Source organism: Enterobacter sp. I4, assembly GCF_022669095.1.
GTDB classification, from domain to species: domain Bacteria; phylum Pseudomonadota; class Gammaproteobacteria; order Enterobacterales; family Enterobacteriaceae; genus Enterobacter; species Enterobacter pasteurii.
Genome location: NZ_JALBUO010000001.1, coordinates 2,526,770 through 2,547,358, shown reverse-complemented (window position 1 = coordinate 2,547,358; position 20,589 = coordinate 2,526,770). Strand labels below are relative to the sequence as shown.

The 20,589-nt window shown below is 54.5% G+C and carries 21 protein-coding genes; 16 read left to right on the top strand and 5 right to left on the bottom strand.

Annotated elements, in window-relative coordinates:
- Window positions 1-181 precede the first annotated feature (181 nt).
- From MOQ06_RS12090 to MOQ06_RS12080, 3 genes are all read left to right on the top strand, one after another.
- Window positions 182-3,238 (top strand): FAD-binding and (Fe-S)-binding domain-containing protein, encoded by a 3,057-nt coding sequence (locus MOQ06_RS12090; protein WP_242173140.1) that lies wholly within the window; start codon window positions 182-184, stop codon window positions 3,236-3,238.
- Complete coding sequence (gene menI, locus MOQ06_RS12085) at window positions 3,235-3,645, top strand: 1,4-dihydroxy-2-naphthoyl-CoA hydrolase (RefSeq protein ID WP_176610549.1); 411 nt, start codon at window positions 3,235-3,237, stop codon at window positions 3,643-3,645. Before MOQ06_RS12090 ends, menI begins: the two co-directional genes overlap by 4 nt.
- A gap of 85 nt (window positions 3,646-3,730) precedes the next feature.
- Window positions 3,731-3,925: a YdiH family protein gene (locus tag MOQ06_RS12080; RefSeq protein ID WP_148419009.1), complete on the top strand. Its 195-nt coding sequence runs from the start codon at window positions 3,731-3,733 to the stop codon at window positions 3,923-3,925.
- Between the two features lie 45 nt (window positions 3,926-3,970).
- Here the strand turns inward: MOQ06_RS12080 and MOQ06_RS12075 are convergent, their stop codons facing one another.
- Together MOQ06_RS12075 and MOQ06_RS12070 are read right to left on the bottom strand one after the other, a co-directional pair.
- Window positions 3,971-4,600, bottom strand: coding sequence for a helix-turn-helix domain-containing protein (locus MOQ06_RS12075; RefSeq protein ID WP_193356231.1), 630 nt, complete (start codon window positions 4,598-4,600; stop codon window positions 3,971-3,973).
- 77 nt (window positions 4,601-4,677) lie between these two features.
- Complete coding sequence (locus tag MOQ06_RS12070) at window positions 4,678-5,337, bottom strand: winged helix-turn-helix transcriptional regulator (RefSeq protein ID WP_176610547.1); 660 nt, start codon at window positions 5,335-5,337, stop codon at window positions 4,678-4,680.
- 355 nt (window positions 5,338-5,692) lie between these two features.
- Here MOQ06_RS12070 and MOQ06_RS12065 point away from each other — a divergent pair, with 355 nt between their 5' ends.
- From MOQ06_RS12065 to MOQ06_RS12040, 6 genes are all read left to right on the top strand, one after another.
- A complete protein-coding gene (locus MOQ06_RS12065) occupies window positions 5,693-6,223 on the top strand; it encodes a fimbrial protein (RefSeq protein WP_242173138.1) in 531 nt (176 codons plus the stop codon).
- A 62-nt stretch (window positions 6,224-6,285) separates the two neighbouring features.
- Complete coding sequence (locus MOQ06_RS12060; protein WP_242173136.1) at window positions 6,286-6,975, top strand: molecular chaperone; 690 nt, start codon at window positions 6,286-6,288, stop codon at window positions 6,973-6,975.
- Between the two features lie 72 nt (window positions 6,976-7,047).
- Entirely contained in the window at window positions 7,048-9,528 is a 2,481-nt protein-coding gene (locus MOQ06_RS12055; RefSeq protein WP_277932266.1) for a fimbria/pilus outer membrane usher protein, read from the top strand.
- A gap of 9 nt (window positions 9,529-9,537) precedes the next feature.
- The gene (locus MOQ06_RS12050; protein WP_242173132.1) at window positions 9,538-10,497 is read left to right on the top strand and encodes a fimbrial protein; all 960 of its coding nucleotides are present in this window, start codon (window positions 9,538-9,540) and stop codon (window positions 10,495-10,497) included.
- An 11-nt stretch (window positions 10,498-10,508) separates the two neighbouring features.
- Window positions 10,509-11,021: a fimbrial protein gene (locus MOQ06_RS12045; RefSeq protein ID WP_242173130.1), complete on the top strand. Its 513-nt coding sequence runs from the start codon at window positions 10,509-10,511 to the stop codon at window positions 11,019-11,021.
- 41 nt (window positions 11,022-11,062) lie between these two features.
- Window positions 11,063-11,704 (top strand): LuxR C-terminal-related transcriptional regulator, encoded by a 642-nt coding sequence (locus MOQ06_RS12040; protein ID WP_242173128.1) that lies wholly within the window; start codon window positions 11,063-11,065, stop codon window positions 11,702-11,704.
- Between the two features lie 115 nt (window positions 11,705-11,819).
- Here the strand turns inward: MOQ06_RS12040 and MOQ06_RS12035 are convergent, their stop codons facing one another.
- Genes MOQ06_RS12035 through ycgZ form a run of 3 tightly spaced genes read right to left on the bottom strand, consistent with a single transcriptional unit; the run spans window position 11,820 to window position 12,692 of the window.
- Complete coding sequence (locus MOQ06_RS12035) at window positions 11,820-12,098, bottom strand: biofilm/acid-resistance regulator YmgB/AriR (RefSeq protein WP_022647868.1); 279 nt, start codon at window positions 12,096-12,098, stop codon at window positions 11,820-11,822.
- A 29-nt stretch (window positions 12,099-12,127) separates the two neighbouring features.
- Window positions 12,128-12,448 (bottom strand): hypothetical protein, encoded by a 321-nt coding sequence (locus tag MOQ06_RS12030; RefSeq protein WP_242173125.1) that lies wholly within the window; start codon window positions 12,446-12,448, stop codon window positions 12,128-12,130.
- A gap of 4 nt (window positions 12,449-12,452) precedes the next feature.
- Window positions 12,453-12,692 carry a regulatory protein YcgZ gene (gene ycgZ / locus MOQ06_RS12025; RefSeq protein ID WP_148418990.1) on the bottom strand — a complete coding sequence of 80 codons (240 nt, stop codon included), beginning with the start codon at window positions 12,690-12,692 and terminating at the stop codon, window positions 12,453-12,455.
- A 337-nt stretch (window positions 12,693-13,029) separates the two neighbouring features.
- Between ycgZ and MOQ06_RS12020 the strand changes: the two genes are divergently transcribed.
- The 7 genes from MOQ06_RS12020 to sufS all read left to right on the top strand — a co-directional run bounded on the left by MOQ06_RS12020 (window position 13,030) and on the right by sufS (window position 20,577).
- Window positions 13,030-14,250, top strand: a complete 1,221-nt coding sequence (locus MOQ06_RS12020; RefSeq protein ID WP_242173123.1) for a diguanylate phosphodiesterase — start codon at window positions 13,030-13,032, stop codon at window positions 14,248-14,250.
- 187 nt (window positions 14,251-14,437) lie between these two features.
- The gene (locus MOQ06_RS12015; RefSeq protein WP_148418987.1) at window positions 14,438-15,166 is read left to right on the top strand and encodes a MerR family transcriptional regulator; all 729 of its coding nucleotides are present in this window, start codon (window positions 14,438-14,440) and stop codon (window positions 15,164-15,166) included.
- 324 nt (window positions 15,167-15,490) lie between these two features.
- The gene (sufA, locus tag MOQ06_RS12010) at window positions 15,491-15,859 is read left to right on the top strand and encodes a Fe-S cluster assembly scaffold SufA (RefSeq protein WP_148418983.1); all 369 of its coding nucleotides are present in this window, start codon (window positions 15,491-15,493) and stop codon (window positions 15,857-15,859) included.
- A gap of 8 nt (window positions 15,860-15,867) precedes the next feature.
- On the top strand, window positions 15,868-17,358 hold the full coding sequence (sufB, locus tag MOQ06_RS12005; RefSeq protein ID WP_242173120.1) for a Fe-S cluster assembly protein SufB: 1,491 nt from the start codon (window positions 15,868-15,870) through the stop codon (window positions 17,356-17,358).
- Window positions 17,359-17,367: 9 nt separating this feature from the next.
- Window positions 17,368-18,114: a Fe-S cluster assembly ATPase SufC gene (sufC, locus tag MOQ06_RS12000; RefSeq protein WP_148418979.1), complete on the top strand. Its 747-nt coding sequence runs from the start codon at window positions 17,368-17,370 to the stop codon at window positions 18,112-18,114.
- The gene (gene sufD, locus MOQ06_RS11995) at window positions 18,089-19,360 is read left to right on the top strand and encodes a Fe-S cluster assembly protein SufD (RefSeq protein WP_242173117.1); all 1,272 of its coding nucleotides are present in this window, start codon (window positions 18,089-18,091) and stop codon (window positions 19,358-19,360) included. Before sufC ends, sufD begins: the two co-directional genes overlap by 26 nt.
- Window positions 19,357-20,577 (top strand): cysteine desulfurase SufS, encoded by a 1,221-nt coding sequence (gene sufS, locus MOQ06_RS11990; RefSeq protein ID WP_242173116.1) that lies wholly within the window; start codon window positions 19,357-19,359, stop codon window positions 20,575-20,577. The genes sufD and sufS overlap by 4 nt, the downstream gene beginning before the upstream one ends.
- The last annotated feature ends 12 nt before the right edge of the window (window positions 20,578-20,589 follow it).

Sequence of the window (20,589 nt, the reverse complement as noted above, 5' to 3'; positions counted from 1 at the left end):
AAAAGAACGCCAGCCTGGCTGGCGGGAACGTAAACCGCATCTCTTTAATCATTAATGATCTCAGCGATTTTTGACAGGCGAATTCTGCCTGTAATTCTGCTGAGCGTATAAGAAAAAAATGTGATAAAAAGTTGTGATACAACGCAAACGATTCCCACCACTCTAATTAGGGTCGACAGTAATGATCCCACAGATTTCTCAGGCACCTGGCGTCGTTCAGCTGGTGCTTAATTTTTTGCAGGCACTGGAGCAACAGGGTTTTACAGGTGATACCGCCACCAGCTACGCCGACAGGCTGACGATGGCGACCGATAACAGTATCTACCAGCTTCTTCCCGATGCCGTCGTTTTCCCGCGCTCTACCGCCGATGTGGCGCTCATCGCCCGCCTGGCGTCCCAGGAGCGCTTCGCGACTCTGGTCTTTACCCCTCGCGGCGGCGGTACGGGCACCAATGGGCAGGCGCTGAATCAGGGCATCATCATCGATATGTCCCGCTATATGAACCGCATCATTGAGATCAACCCTGAAGAGGGGTGGGTGCGCGTGGAGGCGGGGGTAATCAAAGATCGGCTGAATCAGTTCTTAAAACCGTATGGCTATTTTTTTGCCCCGGAGCTGTCCACCAGTAACCGCGCGACGATTGGCGGGATGATCAATACCGATGCCTCCGGGCAGGGCTCGCTGGTCTACGGTAAAACCTCCGATCACGTCATGGGCGTGCGGGCGGTGCTGCTGGGGGGCGATATTCTCGACACCCGGCCGATGCCGGTCGAGCTGGCCGAAACGCTGGCAAACGAGAGCACCACCAGCGGGCGCATTTATCGCACCGTGCTGGAGCGCTGCCGCGATAATCGCGAACTGATCCTCGAAAAATTCCCTAAGCTCAACCGCTTCCTGACGGGCTACGACCTGCGTCACGTCTTTAATGACGACCTCAGCCAGTTCGATCTCACCCGCGTGCTGACCGGTTCAGAAGGCACGCTGGCCTTTATCACCGAAGCGCGGCTGGACATCACCCCGTTGCCGAAGGTGCGCCGCCTGGTAAACGTCAAATACAACTCCTTTGACTCGGCCCTGCGCAACGCGCCGTTTATGGTGGAGGCGCGGGCGCTGTCGGTGGAAACCGTCGATTCAAAAGTGCTGAATCTGGCGCGGGAAGATATCGTCTGGCATTCGGTGAGCGAACTGATTACCGACGTGCCGGATAAAGAGATGCTTGGCCTGAACATCGTCGAATTTGCCGGCGATGACGCAGAGCTCATCGAGAGCCAGGTAAATACCCTCTGCCAGCGTCTGGACGAGCTGATTGCTCAGGGCGAAGGCGGCGTAATTGGCTGGCAGCTGTGTAACGATCTCTCCGGCATTGAGCGTATCTACGCGATGCGTAAAAAGGCGGTAGGGCTGCTCGGCAACGCCAAAGGCGCGGCCAAGCCGATTCCGTTTGCGGAAGATACCTGCGTGCCGCCGGAGCACCTTGCGGATTACATCGTGGAGTTCCGGGCCCTGCTCGACGGCCATGGCCTGAGCTACGGCATGTTCGGACACGTTGACGCCGGCGTGCTGCACGTACGACCGGCGCTGGACATGTGCGATCCGCAGCAGGAGATCCTGATGAAGGAGATCTCCGACGAGGTGGTTGCCCTGACCGCAAAATACGGCGGTTTGTTGTGGGGCGAGCACGGCAAAGGTTTCCGCGCCGAGTACAGCCCGGCGTTCTTTGGCGAGCAGCTCTACGCCGAGCTGCGCAAGGTTAAAGCCGCGTTCGACCCGGATAACCGCCTCAATCCGGGTAAGATTTGCCCGCCGGAGGGCGTTGATGCGCCCATGCTGCAGGTAGACGCCGTTAAGCGCGGCACCTATGACCGCCAGATCCCGATTGCGGTCCGCTCCTCCTGGCGCGGCGCAATGGAGTGTAACGGCAACGGGCTGTGCTTCAACTTCGATGTGAAAAGCCCGATGTGTCCGTCAATGAAAATCACCAGCAACCGTATCCACTCCCCGAAAGGGCGTGCGACGCTGGTGCGCGAATGGCTGCGCCTGCTGGCCGATCGCGGCATCGATCCGCTCAGGCTGGAGCAGGAGCTGCCGGAAAAACGCGCCAGCCTGCGCGGGCTTATCGAACGCACCCGCAACAGCTGGCATGCGAATAAAGGCGAATACGATTTCTCGCACGAAGTGAAAGAGGCGATGTCCGGCTGCCTGGCGTGCAAGGCTTGCTCGACACAGTGTCCGATTAAAATTGACGTGCCGGAGTTCCGTTCGCGCTTCCTCCAGCTGTACCACACGCGCTATCTGCGCCCGATGCGCGATCATCTGGTGGCGACGGTGGAGAGCTACGCGCCGATAATGGCGCGCGCGCCGAAGACCTTTAATTTCTTTATCAATCAGCCGCTGGTGCGCAGGCTCTCTGAAAAACATATCGGCATGGTGGATCTGCCGCTGCTGTCAACGCCATCGTTGCAGCGTCGGCTGGTGGGACACCGCTCGGCGAACATGACCCTGGAACAGCTGGAAGCGTTAAGCCCGGAGCAGAAGGCGAAGGTAGTGCTGGTGGTGCAGGATCCGTTTACCAGCTATTACGACGCGCAGGTGGTGGCCGATTTCGTCCGCCTGGCCGAAAAAATCGGCTATCAGCCGGTCGTGCTGCCGTTCTCACCGAACGGCAAGGCGCAGCACATTAAGGGCTTCCTGACCCGCTTTGCGAAGACCGCGCGCAAGACCTCTGACTTCCTGAACCGCGTGGCGCAGCTCGGCATGCCCATGGTTGGGGTCGATCCGGCGCTGGTGCTCTGTTACCGGGATGAGTACAGGCAGACGCTCGGCGACAGGCGCGGTGATTTTCACGTCCTGCTGGTGCACGAATGGCTGCCTGGGGTGCTGGAACAAACGGCGCCTCAGGAAGCCAGCGGTGAACCCTGGTATCTGTTTGGGCACTGTACCGAAGTTACCGCGCTGCCGACGGCGCCTGCCCAGTGGGCGTCCATCTTTGCCCGCTTTGGCGCGAAGCTGGAAAGCGTCAGCGTGGGCTGCTGCGGTATGGCCGGAACCTACGGGCATGAAGTGAAAAACCACGCCAGCTCGCTCGGTATTTATGAGCTGTCCTGGCATCAGGCGATGCAGCGCCTGCCGCGCAACCGCTGTCTGGCGACGGGGTATTCCTGCCGCAGTCAGGTCAAACGCGTGGAGGGTAACGGCGTACGCCATCCGTTGCAGGCTTTACTGGAGATAATGGGATGATCTGGAAACGTGCGGTCACGCTGGAAGCCTTAAACGCCATGGGCGCGGAGAACATGGTCGGTTTGCTGGACATCCGCTTCACGCGCATTGGCGACGACGAGCTGGAAGCGACGATGCCGGTAGACGGCCGAACCCATCAACCGTTTGGCCTGTTGCACGGCGGCGCGTCCGTCGTGCTGGCCGAAACGCTGGGGTCGGTCGCGGGCTATCTGTGTACGGAAGGGGAGCAGAAGGTGGTAGGCCTGGAGGTTAATGCCAACCATATCCGCTCCGTTCGCAGCGGGCGCGTACGCGGCGTCTGCCGCGCGCTGCACGCCGGAAGCCGTCATCAGGTGTGGCAGATTGATATTCTGGATGAGCAGGAGCGGCTGTGCTGTTCGTCCAGGCTGACGACGGCAGTTGTGTAAAGTTTCCAGATGTCTTGCTTTTGGTCAAAAATTAGCCACTCGGTTGTGATATACTGGTCGCGTTTTATACATAAGCGAGGACATCATGGATACTGAAATAACCCCAACACGACTGGCAATTGAATATTTACGTCGCGATAACAGCAACCTGTCTCCGGCACAGTACCTGAAAAAGCTGAAACAGCTTGAGCTGGAGTTTACGGACCTGCTGGCGCTCTCTTCAAACGAGCTGAAAGAAGAGATCTACTTTGCCTGGCGGTTGGGCGTTCACGTCCATTAAGCACTGAAGAAAAGGCCGCTAAGCGGCCTTTTTTGTCTCTGCCATTCAGTATCTGGCGGGAAGTTTGTTGATTTTAATAAGCCTGCCTTCTTCCATTTCGATGTATCCACCCGTTTTCAGGTCGGCCAGAATGCGCATTACGCCGCTGCGGGACAGCTGGGTTTTATCTCTGATATACCTCTCCGCCGGCACGCTGCGCCGGTAGCTGTCGTCTTCCTCCATCAGCTTCATCAGCTGCTGGCGAATCATCTCGTACGCCGTGGGCGCGCCTTTCGGCATAACGTTGTGGTAGAGGCGGTTATAGACGAACATCAGCTGGTTAGAGAGCAGCCCCCACAACGCGTTCTCTTTGATGATTGCAGCTACCCGCTCGGTTGTGAGCACGCCGATCAGGCAGGGCGTCACCGTGCGAAGATAATCGTTGAAATAGACGTCAGTCAGGTTTGCGAGGCCAAAAAGGGCGGGGCTGCGGGCCGTCGACAGCATCATATTGTCGCTTCTTCTGTATATCGCGATGGTACCCTCAAGGATCAAATAACACATGCTCTGGCCGTTGACCTGGAGATCGAACTGCTCGCCGGGCCCGGATTTGTGCAGGGTGCAGTGCGGCCGTAAGTGAGAAATGAGCTCCTCTGCATAGGGAGATCCGCGATGCGATGGCTTATCAGACAACATAGCGTAAACCTGGAAAAAGACTGAACTCTCTATAGTGTCGCTCTTCTTTTACGCCTTCACCAGATCTAAATAGCGCGTCAGTACCTGCGGGGTAAGTGATGGATCGCTATCAGCACGCCACGCTCCATGGTGATGTATTTTCCCGTCCGCAGCTCCGCCAGGATCCGCATAATGCCGCTGCGCGACAGGTAGGTCCGGCTTTTGATATAGGCCGCAGCGGTAATACTCTGTCTTATTGCCTCCGGCTCCTGCATCAGCTCGACGAGCTGAAAGCGGATAATGTCGTAGGCCGACATCTGCGATATCTGGGCGCAATGCTCATAGACGCGCGATGCGGTATAGATCAGCAGGTTCGAGAAAGGCTCCCACAAATTTTGCTGCGCCACCACGCTGTTAAAGCGCTCCAGCGAAACGCTGGCCACTTCGGACGTTTCCAGCGCCCGGACGTACAGGTGTTCTGAAGAAAACTGGCTGCTCACGCCGAGAATAAATGGCGCAGATTCAGAATTTAACACGATGCCGTCACCGCGACGGTGCAGCGCAACGCTGCCGTGTAACAGCAAAAAGCACAGGCGGATCTCGCCGGAGTAATAATGAATAACGTCCCCTTTAGCCATAATGCGTCGTTCCGCATGGGGAAATACGCTGTCGATGATTTTTTCAATGTGCTTAACAGGTTTAGCGCCAGCCACCGTCGATATTTCCTTGACCGACTCAGGCGCGATTCGGGTGTTCATAAGAGACCTCACTCACTGGTGCGATCATTTTTTGATCGGTATAGAGAATTATCTTAAAAAACAGTAGGTCAGGGAACGTTTTAAGCGGGTCTAATTATAGACTCGGCCGTATTCCAGAATTAATTTATTGAATTATAAAATCTTTTAACTCAGGTCTAAAAGTAGACCGGGGAAAAGAATCTTACGTTATTTCTGCATGAATGTGTTTTGTTTTTGTTAAACGGAGGTCTACAGCTAGACCTTAAAATTGATTGTGCGCCGAAATAGAGTTGTATAAATTTTAACTCATCGACGGGCATTATGTTTTTTTGCCTGAATATAAGTGGTCAATAAAAGCGACACAGGACAGAGCACTATGAATAAAAATTTGATGATGGCAATGTTTGCGGCAGGTTCTTTACTGAGCATGACTAACGTTTTCGCCGCGGCCGGCACCGTTAATTTCAACGGTAATATTCTGGATTCCGCCTGCGACGTCGATGTGGCATTGCAGAATCAGGTAGTGGTATTGGGCGATTATAATAAAACGGAATTCTCGGCAGCGGGTGCCAGAACGGCTGCAACACAGTTCAATATTATTTTGAAAAACTGTCCGGTGACGGTCAACAGTGCAAAAGTACGTTTTGACGGTACGCCGGATCTAACCAATTCCAGCCTGCTGGCGGTGGATACCTCCCTGCCGGGCGCGGCAACAGGGGTGGCGATTAACCTGATGACGGCAGACAAAGCCGACCTGCCGTTACACGGCAGCAACGGCTATACCTACGCGCTCAGCAGCACGGCTGACAATACGCTGAACTTTTACGCGCAGTATGTTTCAACGGCGTCAGCGGTCACGGCTGGCCCCGCAAATTCTGTGGCTAATTTCTCCGTCGTCTATAACTGATTTTTCCTGACGGAAGCCTTGGGGGGCCGGTCTGGTCGGCCCCTTCGTTATTGAGGAATAAAATGCATTTTCTGAGTAAAACTGTCGTTGCCTGCGTGTTTCTTTCTGTCGGTATTACAGAGGTAAATGCTGGCGTGATAATTGGAGGGACGCGTGTCGTTTATGATGGCAATAAAAAGGAATCTTCTGTTAGCGTCACTAACCCGGACTCATCGCCTTATTTAATTCAGTCGTGGGTGGAATCGCAAAATGGGAGCGCTGAGAAAACGCCTTTTATTATTACGCCACCGCTGTATCGCCTTGATAAAGGGCAGCAGAACGTGGAGCGTATCGTATTAGCGGGTTCAGTTGCTCAGGATAAAGAGTCACTTTATTGGCTAAACATCAAATCTATTCCTGCTGCGTCGCGAAAAAATAACGCGCTGCAAATAGCGGTGAAAACTCGCATTAAGCTGATTTACCGTCCATCTGCGCTGAAAGGGGTCATTCCTGAAGAGCTGGCAGATAATTTAACCTGGCGGCGTAGCGGGAGTCAGATTCAGGTAATTAACCCCACGAAGGTAGTCATGAATTTCAATGAAATCAGCGTCAATGGTAAAAAGCTTGAGGACGTAACCTATGTGCTTCCAGGGGCTAGCGCGCAATTTGATTTGCCGAAAGGTATTACCGGTGAAACGGTAACCTTCAAAATTATAAACGATTACGGTGGTGTCGGAAAGGCACATAACGCCAGCCTTTCAAAGGCGCTGTGACAGAACACCTATATTTCGTCCGGATGGAGCAACGTGGTGAATAAGCTTAATAAGCAGGCAGTTTTATTTAAACTGGCGGCCCTTGCTTGTTTAATCGCTACTGCGCTCGCTTCAGCTGCTTATGCAAATGAATATTTTAACCCGGAGTTGATTGAGCTTGATAATCCAGGCATGAAGGGTGCTGACCTCTCTGCGTTTGAGTCCGGCTCCCAGCTGCCCGGCACGTATCGGGTTGATGTTCTTATCGGCGGGCAGATTGTCGATACGCGTGAGATCAAATTCGACGCGGTAAAAAATGCAGAAGGCGAGACGACTTTGCAGCCCTGCCTGAGCGTGGCACAGCTCAACAGCTGGGGAATTAAAACCGGACTATTTCCCGATCTGGCTTCGGGGGGGGAATGTGCAAAGCTATCGGCGATCCCTCAGGCTTCCACCGAGCTCGTTTTCAGTGCACAGCAACTGGCGATCGGTATTCCACAGGCGGCGCTGTCAGCGCAGGCACGCGGATACGTGCCGCCAGAAATGTGGGATGAGGGGATCGCCGCTGCGCTGCTTAACTACAGCCTAAGCGGCTCGAATAACTGGGGACATGGCAGCAACGCTAGCAGCCTGTACGCCAACCTGCGTTCCGGAATTAACGTCGGTCCATGGCGGATCCGCAACTATGCCACCTGGATCCGCGATAGCAACGGAAACCGAAAATGGGACAATGTCTACGTCTACGCTCAGCGGGCGATCGTTCCACTAAAAGCGCAGCTCACAACCGGGGACGGTGCCTCTCAGGCGGACGTGTACGACAGTATTCCCTTTCGCGGCGTGCAGCTTGCCTCTGACGACGACATGATGCCGGACTCATTGAAAGGCTACGCCCCAGTGGTGCGCGGTATTGCGCGTACCAATGCACAGGTGATCATTCACCAGAATGGCTATCAGATTTACCAGAGCGACGTGGCTCCCGGGGCCTTCGAAATTACTGACATCTATCCAACTGGAAGTGCGGGCGATCTCGATGTCACCGTGAAAGAGAGTGACGGCAGCGAGCAGCGCTACAGCGTGGCCTTTGCTTCATTGCCGGTACTACAGCGAGAGGGGCGCCTCAAGTTTGCTATAACCGGAGGCCAGTACCGCTCCTCTGACAACGATGCAGATCAAATCCTGTTCAGCCAGTTGACCGGGATCTACGGCTTGCCGTATGGCCTGACCCTGTACGGCGGTCTCCAGGAGGCGAGTAAATATCATTCTCTGGCTGCCGGTATGGGTAAAAACCTGGGCGACTTTGGTGCCTTCTCAACGGATGTAACCCAGGCGTGGTCAACATTACAGAACATGCAGAGAAACAGCGGGCAGTCCTGGCGTATTCGCTACAGCAAGAACTTTGTCGGGACGGGAACCCATTTCGCCATTGCTGGCTACCGCTATTCAACCAGCGGCTACTACGGCATGCAGGAAGTCCTGGATAACTATAGTGACAATAGCGCATTACAGAATCGCCGTCGCAACCGCGCTGAGCTGACGATGAGCCAGAATATTGGTCAGAGCCTGGGGGCGCTTACGCTTAGCGCCGTACGTGAAGATTACTGGAATTCAGATAAAACCATTGCGTCTTACGGCGCCGGGTATAACAACGCCTGGCAGAGCGTGACCTACGGAATCACCTATACCTTTAGTAAAAATGGCAGTACCGACAGCTACAGTCGTACAACCCGCTACGGCAAAGATCGGCAGATTGCATTGAGCGTAAGCATCCCATTAGAGGCTTTACTGCCGCGTACGTGGGTTAACTACAGCATAAACGCCAGCAAGAACAACGGCACTACGCACAGCGTTGGACTGAACGGCACTGCGCTTGAGAACAACGCCCTAAGCTGGAACGTGCAGCAAGGCCATGGAACCGATGCCGTGGGCTATACCGGAAACGCCAGCGTTGATTTCAAAGGCACCTATGGTGAGGCCTATGCTGGCTACGGTTATGACAAGGGTAGCGATCGTCTGAACTATGGATTACAGGGTGGAATAATTGCCCACGCCGACGGGGTTACCTTCTCGCAACCGCTGGGTGAGACCAGTGTGCTGGTTAAAGCACCCGGGGCGGTAGGGGTGAGTATCCAGAATCAGAGCGGGGCAAAAACCGACTGGCGGGGGTACACAGCAGTGAGCAACCTGACGCCGTACCGTAAGAACGACGTGGCGCTGAGAACCGATACGCTCCCGGATGACGTGGAGCTGGAGCTGACCAATAAGACAGTGATACCGACCCGTGGTGCGGTGGTAAGAGCGGATTATGTAGCAAAAGTGGGTATGCGGGTGTTGATGACGCTCCATCACCGCGGTGGAGAGCCTGTACCGTTTGGCGCTATCGCGACTGCCGCAAATAGCGAGAGCAGTTTTATCGTAGGGGAGAAAGGCCAGGTTTATTTGACTGGATTGAGCCCAAACGGAACGTTGTGGGTGAAATGGGGTAATGAAGATTCAGAGCAATGTCGGGTCAACTACAGAATCAATGAAAAAGATAAATTTACCGCTATTTCTGTCGTTGCTTTTAATTGTAGTTGAGGACGAATAATGTGTTATCAAAATAAACATAGGCTGCGTTGGCGATTTATTCCTTCATTCTTATGGTTATGTTCTGTGCCTGTTGAAGCAGACTGTAACTATCAGGGAGAGGGATTTGAACCAGCGCAACCGCTTAACATACAGCAGCCCGCGGTATACGTTCAACGTGACGCGCCAACAGGAACCGTGATAAGTAGTTTTATTACCAATGGGACGGGTGATATCGATTATTGTACAGGCACGGGGACAATAACGTATGAGATGATTAAGTTTAGTAATCCTTCGGCAATACCTAACTATTATAATACGAATGTCCCCGGCGTTGGGATTAGCTTGAGGTTTACGTCTGCAGATTGGTATTTTTCAAAAATCAGACAGTATTCAGTATCATTACCGACAGTCACGGTTGTTGCTCCGCTGGAAGTCACTTTAATAAAGACGGGCGAAATCACCTCAGGCGCGATCGGTTCTGGATTACTGGCAAAGGCATATGGAGATGATGGAATTCAATCGTTAGTGGTCAACTTTACAGGTAATCAGGTGACTCAACTGGCGTGTTCAATCACAACGCCTAATTTAAATTTTCCTTTAGGCGATATTTCAGCAGCGAATTTTGGAAGTACGGTAGGTACAGTTCCATCAGGCGCGCAAAATACGCAGAATTTAGGCCTTGATTGCGACACCAACGCTAATATCAACGTCATGTTACAGGGCGCGCAAAACCCTGACGCAGGTGCCAGAAGCGTATTAGCCTTGACTGGACAGGGGAATGTGGATGTGGCGAAAGGTGTCGGCGTGCAATTATTATACAATGGAGCCCCGCTAGAGTTAAACAGCCGAATTGTTCTGAAACGATCTGCTGGTGGTCAGGAAACCTTTCCTGTAACCGCACGTTATTATCAGACCCAGCCTACTGTTACTACCGGTAGAGCTAACGCATCAGCAACCCTTGATTTAACGTACCAGTAATGGATAAAGCGATGAATATACTGCGCACGGTTGCGCACGCCGCCGTCTTAATCAGCTGTAGCGTATTTGCAGGGGAGCGCGTTAACGTCAGCGTTACCGGAAATATCGTTGCCTCCCCGTGTATCTTTAATGAAGGAAATAACAGTCTGGATATTAATCTGGGCAATATCCAGGCAACCAATCTGGCGACGCCGGGCTCAGCCTCAGATCCGGTGCCGTTCAGCCTCCGCTTCACCCGGTGCCCGTCGGGAACGCGCGGCGTGACGGTCTCGTTTACCGGCACCCCCGATCCCGTGGCGGGCGCGGAGTACTTCAGGAACAGCGGTTCGGCCACCGGCGTGGCGATTGCCATGCGTGACGCCGAAACCGGTACGCTGAAGGGAACAGGCTCCGCTATGAGCCAAACCGTTGCCGCAGACGGAACCGCGACCCTGCCCATGCAGGCCTCGGTGGTATCCGTGGCCGGTGGCGTCACGCCGGGAAGCATCAGTGCAGTGGTTGTCATGACGATGCAGTACAACTGAGCGCCGGTAAATAGCCTTCATAAATGACGTGGGTATCAACGATGTTAACGATTCTGATTCAGGAAACCGATCTGTTTTTCCAGGCGGGGCTACGGTATTTTTTCGAAGATTTTTTTGCGCATAACTTTCATCATCGTATCCGCTTTACCCTCAACCTGACCCATGACAACGTCAGCCAGGCCGATATCATCGTCCTTTCATTATGCCAGGGTGAGACGCTGACCTGTTTTCCAGAGCTGCTGTCCCGGCAAAAGGGGATTGTGATTGGGATGGTCGACGATGAGCTGCGATTTACCGCGTTGCCCTCCTGCTTTCAGGACATCATTTTCATCCCCCGCCGGGCATCGCTCGATCGTATTTGCGGCGCTCTGTTTATCGCCTGGTTCAGGACGCAGTTACCGGGCTACGCCTGGCGTAAAAAATCCTGCTTTGAGTGCAGGCATAAGGATTTATCCCGGCAGCAGATTCGTATTATGGTGAATTTTTACCGGGGGCTTTCGGTTGTGCAAACCGCAAGCGCGCTAAAGATGAGCGACAAAACGGTCTTTACCCACAAATATATGATGATGCAGAAGTTTAACCTGCGAAGTGATTACGAGCTGGTGGCCCTGCTGCGACGGATGATGGAGAAACAGAGCCGTCCGAACCTGCTTCGTGATTATCTGGAAAATAATCGGGCCTGATGGGGGGCTGGATCGCCTGCGCTTTTGCTGAGCTATGCGGCTATGATATGTGGTCAGAACAAGAGGCTCGCTGTGCGAGCCTTCAGGATGTGGTATCAGGAACAAAGCGGGATAATTACAGATCGTCCATTGTATAGCCGACAACGATTTCCAGCGTCTTGCGGATCACGTCCGCCTTAACGACATCATCGGTAGTTTCCAGCGTCTGGATCAGCCAGAGGATGATCGCCTTGTTGGTCAGATGACCTTCGGATGCGAGAACACAACGTACCGCAGTTGAAAAAATGGCAGATTCTTCAGCAAAGCGATCGCCGGCGTGGCGGAAATATTCCGACAACGCGCTATCTAAAAAGGCGGAATGGTATTCGGGTTGAAGCTGAATATTTTGTCTCATTTGTTCTCACCGTAGCTGTGAAGAAGAAGTCAATGTATCTTTTTGGAATCGGACGGTTTTCCATTACCAAATAAGGGCACTACATTGTCTTGTTTAGACTGGAGAGTTCCCTCTCTCTCTGTTCGTCCTTGCGCGGTTCTGCGACCATTAAAAGCGACCGTGTCTGAGCTGATTTCAGCTATTACCGTCGCCAGCGTCTCCCGCCGCCGGGGATCCGTTTCATATGCCTGCATGTCACGCAGCCGCTTAATCAACCCACCGGACGTCACGGAGCCTCGCTCCTTCAGAAGTGAAAGAACGGCTTCTCCAATAAGCAGGTCGATAAGTTTGTCTGCGTCTGTGCTGTTCATAACATTAACGTTCGAACAGCAGACCAAGCAGCATGTGATAATGTTGTTCCTCTTCCGGGCCATCGGCCTTTTCGAGTCGGCTCAGAAGTTTGGTGCAGAGCGATTTGCGGTTGAGATTCCGCCCGTCGCTAAGAATTTCAACAACAACCTGACCCAGCGTTTCCTGCTGGGTTGGCAGCGCGGCTTTTTCGAAGTACTGCGCAATGGCTGCTGCTGAGTCTGCGACGTAACCATTCTGGTGCATGTTTCGCTCCTGTAAAAATCTGTAATCAGTAACGTTACATTTAAGGTATACATAATTTTCAAATCTGTACATTTAAAATGTACAATTTTTTAAACATTTTATAATATATTTTATAATCTCTTTATTTATTAATAAGTTACTTGTGGGTGATTTTAAGCGTCTACCCGAGAATATATTGTACAATCCGAAGCGGGGACCTGGAGTTGTACAAACTGCCAAATGTTACCTGGATGCTGTTTAAATCATTGAGATGTAAATTATTTGTTGGGCAATAAATATGCTATAACAGAGCGCTATCCACGAGCTTCGTGGTCACCCCTCTATCTTCAGGATTAGCATGCTAACGACCATCATTTACCGCAGCCATATCTGCGAGGACGTTCCAGTGAAAGCGCTGGAGGACATGGTAGCTGCTGCAAATTGTAGAAATCGCCAGTTCGATGTGACGGGGATTTTGCTGTTTAACGGCACCCACTTTTTCCAGTTACTGGAAGGGCCCGCTGAAAACGTCAGGGAAATCTATCAGCTCATCTGCCAGGATCCGCGACACCACAACGTGGTCGAGCTGCTGAGCGATCACGGCCCCTTACGACGGTTTGGCAACGCCGGTATGGAGCTTTTTGACCTTCGTCAGTACGACACGGACGAAGTGCTGCAACAGGTGCTTGATAAAGGCACGACAAAGTATCAGCTGACCTACAACGACCGTGCCCTGCAGTTTTTCCGCACGTTCGTTGAGGCGACTGAAAAAGCGAACTATTTTGAGCTGCCTCCGGCAGACTCCTGGGATTTTGTCAGCGAAGAGACGGCGCTGTCTTCACGGCCCGCGGTCGTGCCAAAGGGGGCGGAGTGTAGCTTCGCGTTCCAGCCTATCGTCGATCCCTTTATGCAGCAGGTGGTGTCCTGGGAAGCGCTGATCCGCACGCCCGACGGTGATTCCCCTGAAGCTTACTTTGCTAACCAGTCGAGCGAGGCGCTGTACGACTCGGATCTGAAAAGCAAGCAGGTGGCGCTGTCGATGGCCAGCGCGCTGGGCTTGCAGGATCAAACGCTGTGCATCAACCTGCTGCCGATGACGCTGGTGAACGTTCCCGGTGCCGTGGATTTTTTACTTACGGCAATCGAGGCGAACGGATTTGTGCCGGAGCAGATTGTGGTCGAATTTACCGAGCGTGAGGCGATCTCGCGTTTCGAAGAGTTTACCAGTGCGGTCCGGCAGCTCAAAAGCGCCGGCATCAGCGTGGCCATCGATCACTTTGGGGCCGGATTTGCCGGGCTACAGCTGCTTGCCGAGTTCCAGCCAGACAGAATTAAGATTAATCGTGATTTAATCGCCAACGTGCACAAGAGCGGCCCGCGTCAGGCCATCGTGCAGGCGATAATCAAGTGCTGCGCTTCGCTGGAGATCCAGTTCTGTGCCGTAGGCGTCGAGCTGGCGGAAGAGTGGATGTGGCTGGAGTCTGCCGGGATTTCTCAGTTCCAGGGACACCTGTTTGCCAGCCCGCGCCTTGGCGGTATTCCGGCGATTGCGTGGCCTGAGAAAAAGTTCGATTTTTAAAAACTTGTACTGAACCCGCAAGAGTTACCTGTACGTACGGCAAAATTTATACAACAATATATTAACGAGTGAATGGCTCATTGAGCCATTCACTTGCTCAGAACGAGGAGTTAGTTATACAAATGGTTTGTACAATCTGATAAGGTTGGTTAGGTTAGGTATGGAAGTATTGAGCGTGAGGGAGTTAATGGCCTATTACAGTATCGGCGAAGTGGCCGAACGATGCGGTATCAACCCCGTTACGCTGCGTGCCTGGCAGCGCCGTTATGGATTGTTGAAGCCGCAGCGCAGCGAAGGGGGTCATCGTCAGTTTGACGATGAGGATATCCTGCGTATCGAAGAGATCAAACGCCTGATGAAAACGGGCATTTCGGTCGGCAAAGTAAAAGCCCTTCTTGAAAATAAAGAAGTGATGACGCAGGGGAACTGGGCATCCTTCCAGGAAGAGATGTTGACCGTTCTGCGCTATGCCAGCCCGGCAAAGCTGCGCGCCAAAATCGGCGAGTTCCGCCGCGACCATGCGATGGACGCCCTGATCGATAACATCATTACCCCGGTACGACAGCGAATGAACCAGGATCAGAATACGGTGCGCCATATGGCGAGCCTGCTCGACGGCGTCCTGATCGAGTTTGCCGTCACAAGCCTGCTGGATGCGCGAAAAAAAGCCGGTAAAGACGCGCTGCTGGTAGGGTGGGAATGCGACGACCGTACGCACCTGTGGCTGGAAGCGGCGCGTCTTGCCGGTAAAGGCTGGCACATTGACGTACTGGCTGAACCGATTGATTCTCCGCGCCCGGAACTCTTCCCGGGGCAAAAAATATTCGTCTGGACAGGTAAAGCGCCGACGCCTCGCCAGCAGGAACAGCTCGACCACTGGCGTGAACAGGGCTTTGCGGTATCGTTCCACCACTAAATTAAGGGGGGTCCGTCAGGGCCTTTTTTGTTTAAGCATTTCCTTCTTCAGTCCTGAACAATATCTATCTCAAAAATAGGTATTTTCAATGCATTTTTTCTTTTTGCCTGCCACGCCACGATCTTTCTGATGAAATGCATTATTTATCAATGCATTGAACAAATATAACCATCCCATCCGCATCCCGTCACAGGGTCTATGCTTAATGAAAGTAGCCAAAAAGGGCGGTTTAGCCCAAAGCCCCTGCTCGCAGGGGGTTGAAGTGATAATCGTTATCACTAACATGGTGTTATGCCCTGGTGGCTTATCAGATGAGGTGGACCTATGGAACTGCATTCAGAAACCTTCAATCCGGCCGATTTCGCCTGGCGTGGCTTAACGCTCACGCCTGCGGCAGCGGCCCACATACACGAGCTGGTGGGGAAAAACCCCGATATCCTCGGCGTGCGCCTGGGCGTTAAGCAGACCGGCTGCGCGGGCTTTGGCTACGTGCTGGACACCGTTACCGAGCCCGAAAAAGATGACCTGGTCTTTGAAACCGACGGAGCAAAACTGTACGTCGCGCTTCAGGCCATGCCGTTTATCGACGGAACTGAAGTCGATTACGTTCGGGAAGGTTTAAACCAGTTATTCAAATTTCATAACCCGAAAGCCCAGAACGAATGCGGCTGCGGCGAAAGCTTTGGGGTATAGGCGGTACTATGTCTCGTAATACTGAAGCAACGAGTGATGTAAACACCTGGAGCGGCGGACACCTCAACTATAAAGAGGGTTTCTTCACGCAGCTGCAAACCGACGAGCTGGCGAAAGGCATTAATGAAGACGTCGTGCGCGCCATCTCGGCCAAGCGTAACGAGCCTGAGTGGATGCTGGAGTTTCGCCTCAGCGCCTTCCGCGCCTGGCTGGAGATGGACGAACCACACTGGCTTAAGGCGCACTATGACAAGCTGAACTATCAGGATTACAGCTATTACTCCGCGCCATCCTGCGGCAGCTGTGATGACACCTGCGCGTCGCAGCCCGGTGCGGTACAGCAAACGGGCGCGTATAACAGCTTCCTGAGCAAAGAGGTGGAAGAGGCGTTTAACCAGCTCGGCGTGCCCGTGCGTGAGGGTAAAGAGGTGGCGGTGGACGCCATCTTTGACTCCGTATCGGTGGCAACGACCTACCGTGAAAAGCTGGCGGAGCAGGGGATCATTTTCTGCTCCTTCGGCGAAGCCATTCACGACCATCCGGAGCTGGTGAAAAAGTATATCGGCACCGTGGTACCGAGTAACGATAACTTCTTCGCGGCGCTGAACGCGGCGGTAGCCTCAGACGGCACCTTTATCTACGTGCCGAAAGGGGTGCGCTGCCCGATGGAGCTGTCGACCTATTTCCGCATCAACGCGGAAAAAACCGGCCAGTTTGAACGCACCATTCTGGTGGCGGACGATGGCAGCTACGTCAGCTACATTGAAGGCTGTTCCGCGCCGGTACGCGACAGCTACCAGCTGCACGCGGCGGTGGTGGAAGTCATCATCCATAAAGACGCGGAAGTGAAATACTCCACGGTGCAGAACTGGTTCCCGGGCGACGGCAATACAGGCGGGATCCTCAACTTCGTCACCAAGCGCGCGCTGTGCGAAGGCGAAAACAGCAAGATGTCCTGGACGCAGTCAGAAACCGGCTCCGCCATTACCTGGAAATACCCGAGCTGCATTCTGCGCGGGGATAACTCCATCGGTGAGTTTTACTCCGTGGCCCTGACCAGCGGACATCAGCAGGCCGATACCGGCACCAAGATGATCCACATCGGTAAAAACACCAAATCGACCATCATCTCCAAAGGTATCTCCGCCGGGCACAGCCAGAACAGCTACCGCGGGCTGGTGAAAATTATGCCGACGGCCACCAACGCGCGTAACTTCACCCAGTGCGACTCGATGCTGATTGGTGCCGACTGCGGGGCGCATACCTTCCCGTACGTCGAGTGCCGTAACAACAGCGCCCAGCTTGAGCACGAGGCCACCACGTCGCGCATCGGTGAAGACCAGCTTTTCTACTGCCTGCAGCGCGGGATTAGTGAAGAAGATGCGATTTCAATGATTGTTAACGGCTTCTGTAAGGACGTGTTCTCTGAACTGCCGCTGGAATTTGCCGTTGAAGCCCAGAAACTCCTCGCCATTAGTCTTGAACACAGCGTCGGTTAAGGAAAGCACATGTTAAGCATTAAAGATTTACAGGTTAGCGTGGAAGACAAAGCCATCCTGCGTGGCCTCAATTTTGACGTTAAGCCGGGTGAAGTTCACGCCATTATGGGGCCAAACGGCTCCGGGAAAAGCACGCTTTCAGCGACGCTGGCGGGACGCGAAGATTATGAAGTCACCCACGGCTCCGTTGAGTTTAACGGTAAAGATCTGCTAGAGATGTCGCCGGAGGAGCGAGCCGGTGAGGGGATCTTCATGGCCTTCCAGTATCCGGTAGAAATTCCGGGCGTCAGTAACCAGTTCTTCCTGCAAACCGCGCTGAACGCGGTGCGCAAGTATCGCGGCCTGGAGGCGCTGGATCGCTTTGATTTCCAGGACCTGATGGAAGAGAAGATCGGGCTGCTGAAAATGCCGGAAGATCTGCTGACCCGCTCGGTGAACGTGGGTTTCTCCGGCGGTGAGAAAAAGCGCAACGATATACTTCAGATGGCGGTGCTTGAGCCGGAGCTGTGCATTCTCGACGAGACGGACTCCGGTCTGGATATCGACGCCCTGAAGATCGTCGCTGACGGGGTGAACTCCCTGCGCGACGGCAAACGGTCATTCATTATCGTTACCCACTATCAGCGCATTCTGGACTACATCAAGCCCGACTACGTCCACGTGCTTTACCAGGGGCGCATTGTGAAATCCGGCGACTTTACGCTGGTTAAACAACTGGAGGAGCAGGGTTATGGCTGGCTTACCGAACAGCAGTAATGCACTCCAGCAGTGGCACCGGCTGTTTGAAGCGCAGGGCGAATCGCGTTCTGAACAGGCTCAGCACCATCTTCAGCAGATGCTGCGTCTCGGCCTGCCTACGCGCAAGCATGAAAACTGGAAATATACTCCGCTGGACGGCCTGCTGAACGGCGAGTTTGTTACGCGTCTGGCGCAGGTTAGCCCTGACCGGCGCGACGCGCTGGCGCTAAGCGTGGATGCCGCGCGTCTGGTGTTTGTCGACGGCCAGTTCCGGGCCGAGCTGAGCGACAGCGTGCAGGGCAGCGGGTTCGATATCGAGATTAACGACGAGCGCCAGAGCCTGAGCGCCCCGGTTCAGCCTGAGGTCTTCCTGCACCTGACCGAGAGCCTGTCCCGCAGCGTGACGCATATTCGGGTGAAGCGTAACCAGCGACCGGCGAAGCCGCTGCTGCTGATGCACATTACGCAGGGCGTTGAGGGTGACGAGATCAACACCGCCCACTATCGCCATCATCTTGAGCTGGCAGAAGGGGCGGAGGCGACGGTAATCGAGCATTACGTTAGCCTTAACGATACTCGCCACTTCACCGGCTCGCGCCTGACGATGAACGTGGCCGCCAATGCGCAGCTTCACCATATCAAGCTGGCGTTTGAGAATCCGCTCAGCCACCACTTTGCCCACAACGATGTGCTGCTTGGCCAGGATGCAGCGGCGTACAGCCACAGCTTCCTGCTCGGCGGGGCGGTGTTGCGCCACAATACCAGCACCCGGCTGAACGGAGAAAACACCACGCTGCGCATTAACAGCCTGGCGATGCCGGTCAAATCGGAAGTGTGCGACACGCGTACCTGGCTTGAGCACAACAAAGGCTACTGCAACAGCCGCCAGCTGCACAAAACCATCGTCAGCGACAAAGGGCGTGCGGTGTTTAACGGTTTGATCAACGTGGCGCAGCACGCCATCAAAACCGACGGGCAGATGACCAACAATAACCTTCTGCTGGGGCGTCTGGCGGAAGTTGACACTAAGCCGCAGCTGGAGATCTACGCCGACGACGTGAAGTGCAGCCATGGCGCGACGGTCGGGCGCATTGACGATGAGCAGATGTTCTACCTGCGCTCGCGCGGGATAGACCAGCAGGCGGCGCAAAAGATGATTATTTACGCCTTTGCGGCCGAGCTGACGGAAGCGCTGCCCGATGGCGCACTTAAACAGCAGGTGCTGGCCCGCATCGGCCAGCGTCTGCCTGGAGGCGAAGCATGACGTTCCCCGTAGAGAAAGTCCGGGCAGATTTTCCGGTGCTGACCCGTGAGGTAAACGGTCTGCCGCTGGCCTATCTCGACAGCGCGGCCAGCGCGCAAAAACCGAACCAGGTGGTGGATGCGGAAGCGGAATTTTACCGCCACGGTTATGCGGCGGTGCACCGCGGTATTCACACCCTGAGCGCCGAAGCGACGCAGCGCATGGAAAACGTGCGTACGCAGGCGGCGGCCTTCCTCAACGCGCGTTCGCCGGAAGAGCTGGTGTTCGTCCGCGGGACCACCGAAGGGATCAACCTGGTGGCCAACAGCTGGGGCACCGCGCAGGTGCGTGCGGGTGACAACATCATCATCACCCAGATGGAGCACCACGCCAACATCGTGCCGTGGCAGATGCTCTGTGAGCGCGTGGGTGCCCAGCTGCGGACGATCCCGCTGAACGAAGACGGCACGCTGCAGCTGGAGCAGCTGGATGCACTGCTGGACGACAGGACGCGGCTGGTGGCCGTAACCCACGTTTCAAACGTGCTGGGGACGGAAAACCCGGTGGCGCAGATCGTCGATAAGGCCCATCAGGCTGGCGCGAAGGTGCTGATTGACGGGGCGCAGGCGGTTATGCACCATGCGGTAGACGTTCAGGCGCTGGACTGCGATTTCTACGTCTTCTCGGGCCACAAGCTCTATGGCCCGACGGGCATCGGGGTGCTGTACGTAAAAGAGGACATTCTCCAGGCCATGCCGCCGTGGGAAGGGGGCGGGGCGATGATCGCCACCGTCAGCCTGACGGAAGGCACAACCTACGCCCGCGCGCCGTGGCGCTTTGAGGCGGGTACGCCAAACACGGGCGGGATTATCGGGCTGGGAGCAGCCCTTAGCTACGTCTCTGAAGCGGGGCTGGAGGCTATTCAGGAGTACGAGCGGCAGCTGATGCAGTACGCCCTGCACGAGCTTGCCGGCGTCCCGGATTTAACCTTATACGGCCCGGCAGACCGTCTTGGCGTAATAGCGTTTAACCTCGGGAAGCATCACGCCTACGATGTGGGCAGTTTCCTCGATAATTACGGCGTCGCCGTGCGCACAGGGCACCACTGCGCAATGCCGCTGATGGCCTTTTATCAGGTGCCCGCGATGTGCCGCGCGTCGCTGGTGATGTACAACACAATGGAAGAGGTCGACAGGCTGGTGGCGGGACTAAAACGTATTCACCAGCTGCTTGGCTAACGGAGAGGCGAG

Coding starts and splice junctions, on each gene's coding strand:
- menI (WP_176610549.1), top strand. CDS start 3,235: ATGATCTGGAAACGTGCGGTCACGCTGGAAGCCTTAAACGCCATGGGC.
- sufB (WP_242173120.1), top strand. CDS start 15,868: ATGTCTCGTAATACTGAAGCAACGAGTGATGTAAACACCTGGAGCGGC.
- ycgZ (WP_148418990.1), bottom strand. CDS start 12,692: ATGCACCAGAATGGTTACGTCGCAGACTCAGCAGCAGCCATTGCGCAG.
- MOQ06_RS12065 (WP_242173138.1), top strand. CDS start 5,693: ATGAATAAAAATTTGATGATGGCAATGTTTGCGGCAGGTTCTTTACTG.
- MOQ06_RS12045 (WP_242173130.1), top strand. CDS start 10,509: ATGAATATACTGCGCACGGTTGCGCACGCCGCCGTCTTAATCAGCTGT.
- MOQ06_RS12050 (WP_242173132.1), top strand. CDS start 9,538: ATGTGTTATCAAAATAAACATAGGCTGCGTTGGCGATTTATTCCTTCA.
- sufS (WP_242173116.1), top strand. CDS start 19,357: ATGACGTTCCCCGTAGAGAAAGTCCGGGCAGATTTTCCGGTGCTGACC.
- MOQ06_RS12080 (WP_148419009.1), top strand. CDS start 3,731: ATGGATACTGAAATAACCCCAACACGACTGGCAATTGAATATTTACGT.
- MOQ06_RS12075 (WP_193356231.1), bottom strand. CDS start 4,600: ATGTTGTCTGATAAGCCATCGCATCGCGGATCTCCCTATGCAGAGGAG.
- MOQ06_RS12015 (WP_148418987.1), top strand. CDS start 14,438: ATGGCCTATTACAGTATCGGCGAAGTGGCCGAACGATGCGGTATCAAC.
- sufD (WP_242173117.1), top strand. CDS start 18,089: ATGGCTGGCTTACCGAACAGCAGTAATGCACTCCAGCAGTGGCACCGG.
- MOQ06_RS12020 (WP_242173123.1), top strand. CDS start 13,030: ATGCTAACGACCATCATTTACCGCAGCCATATCTGCGAGGACGTTCCA.
- MOQ06_RS12035 (WP_022647868.1), bottom strand. CDS start 12,098: ATGAGACAAAATATTCAGCTTCAACCCGAATACCATTCCGCCTTTTTA.
- MOQ06_RS12040 (WP_242173128.1), top strand. CDS start 11,063: ATGTTAACGATTCTGATTCAGGAAACCGATCTGTTTTTCCAGGCGGGG.
- MOQ06_RS12030 (WP_242173125.1), bottom strand. CDS start 12,448: ATGAACAGCACAGACGCAGACAAACTTATCGACCTGCTTATTGGAGAA.
- MOQ06_RS12070 (WP_176610547.1), bottom strand. CDS start 5,337: ATGAACACCCGAATCGCGCCTGAGTCGGTCAAGGAAATATCGACGGTG.
- MOQ06_RS12060 (WP_242173136.1), top strand. CDS start 6,286: ATGCATTTTCTGAGTAAAACTGTCGTTGCCTGCGTGTTTCTTTCTGTC.
- sufC (WP_148418979.1), top strand. CDS start 17,368: ATGTTAAGCATTAAAGATTTACAGGTTAGCGTGGAAGACAAAGCCATC.
- MOQ06_RS12090 (WP_242173140.1), top strand. CDS start 182: ATGATCCCACAGATTTCTCAGGCACCTGGCGTCGTTCAGCTGGTGCTT.
- sufA (WP_148418983.1), top strand. CDS start 15,491: ATGGAACTGCATTCAGAAACCTTCAATCCGGCCGATTTCGCCTGGCGT.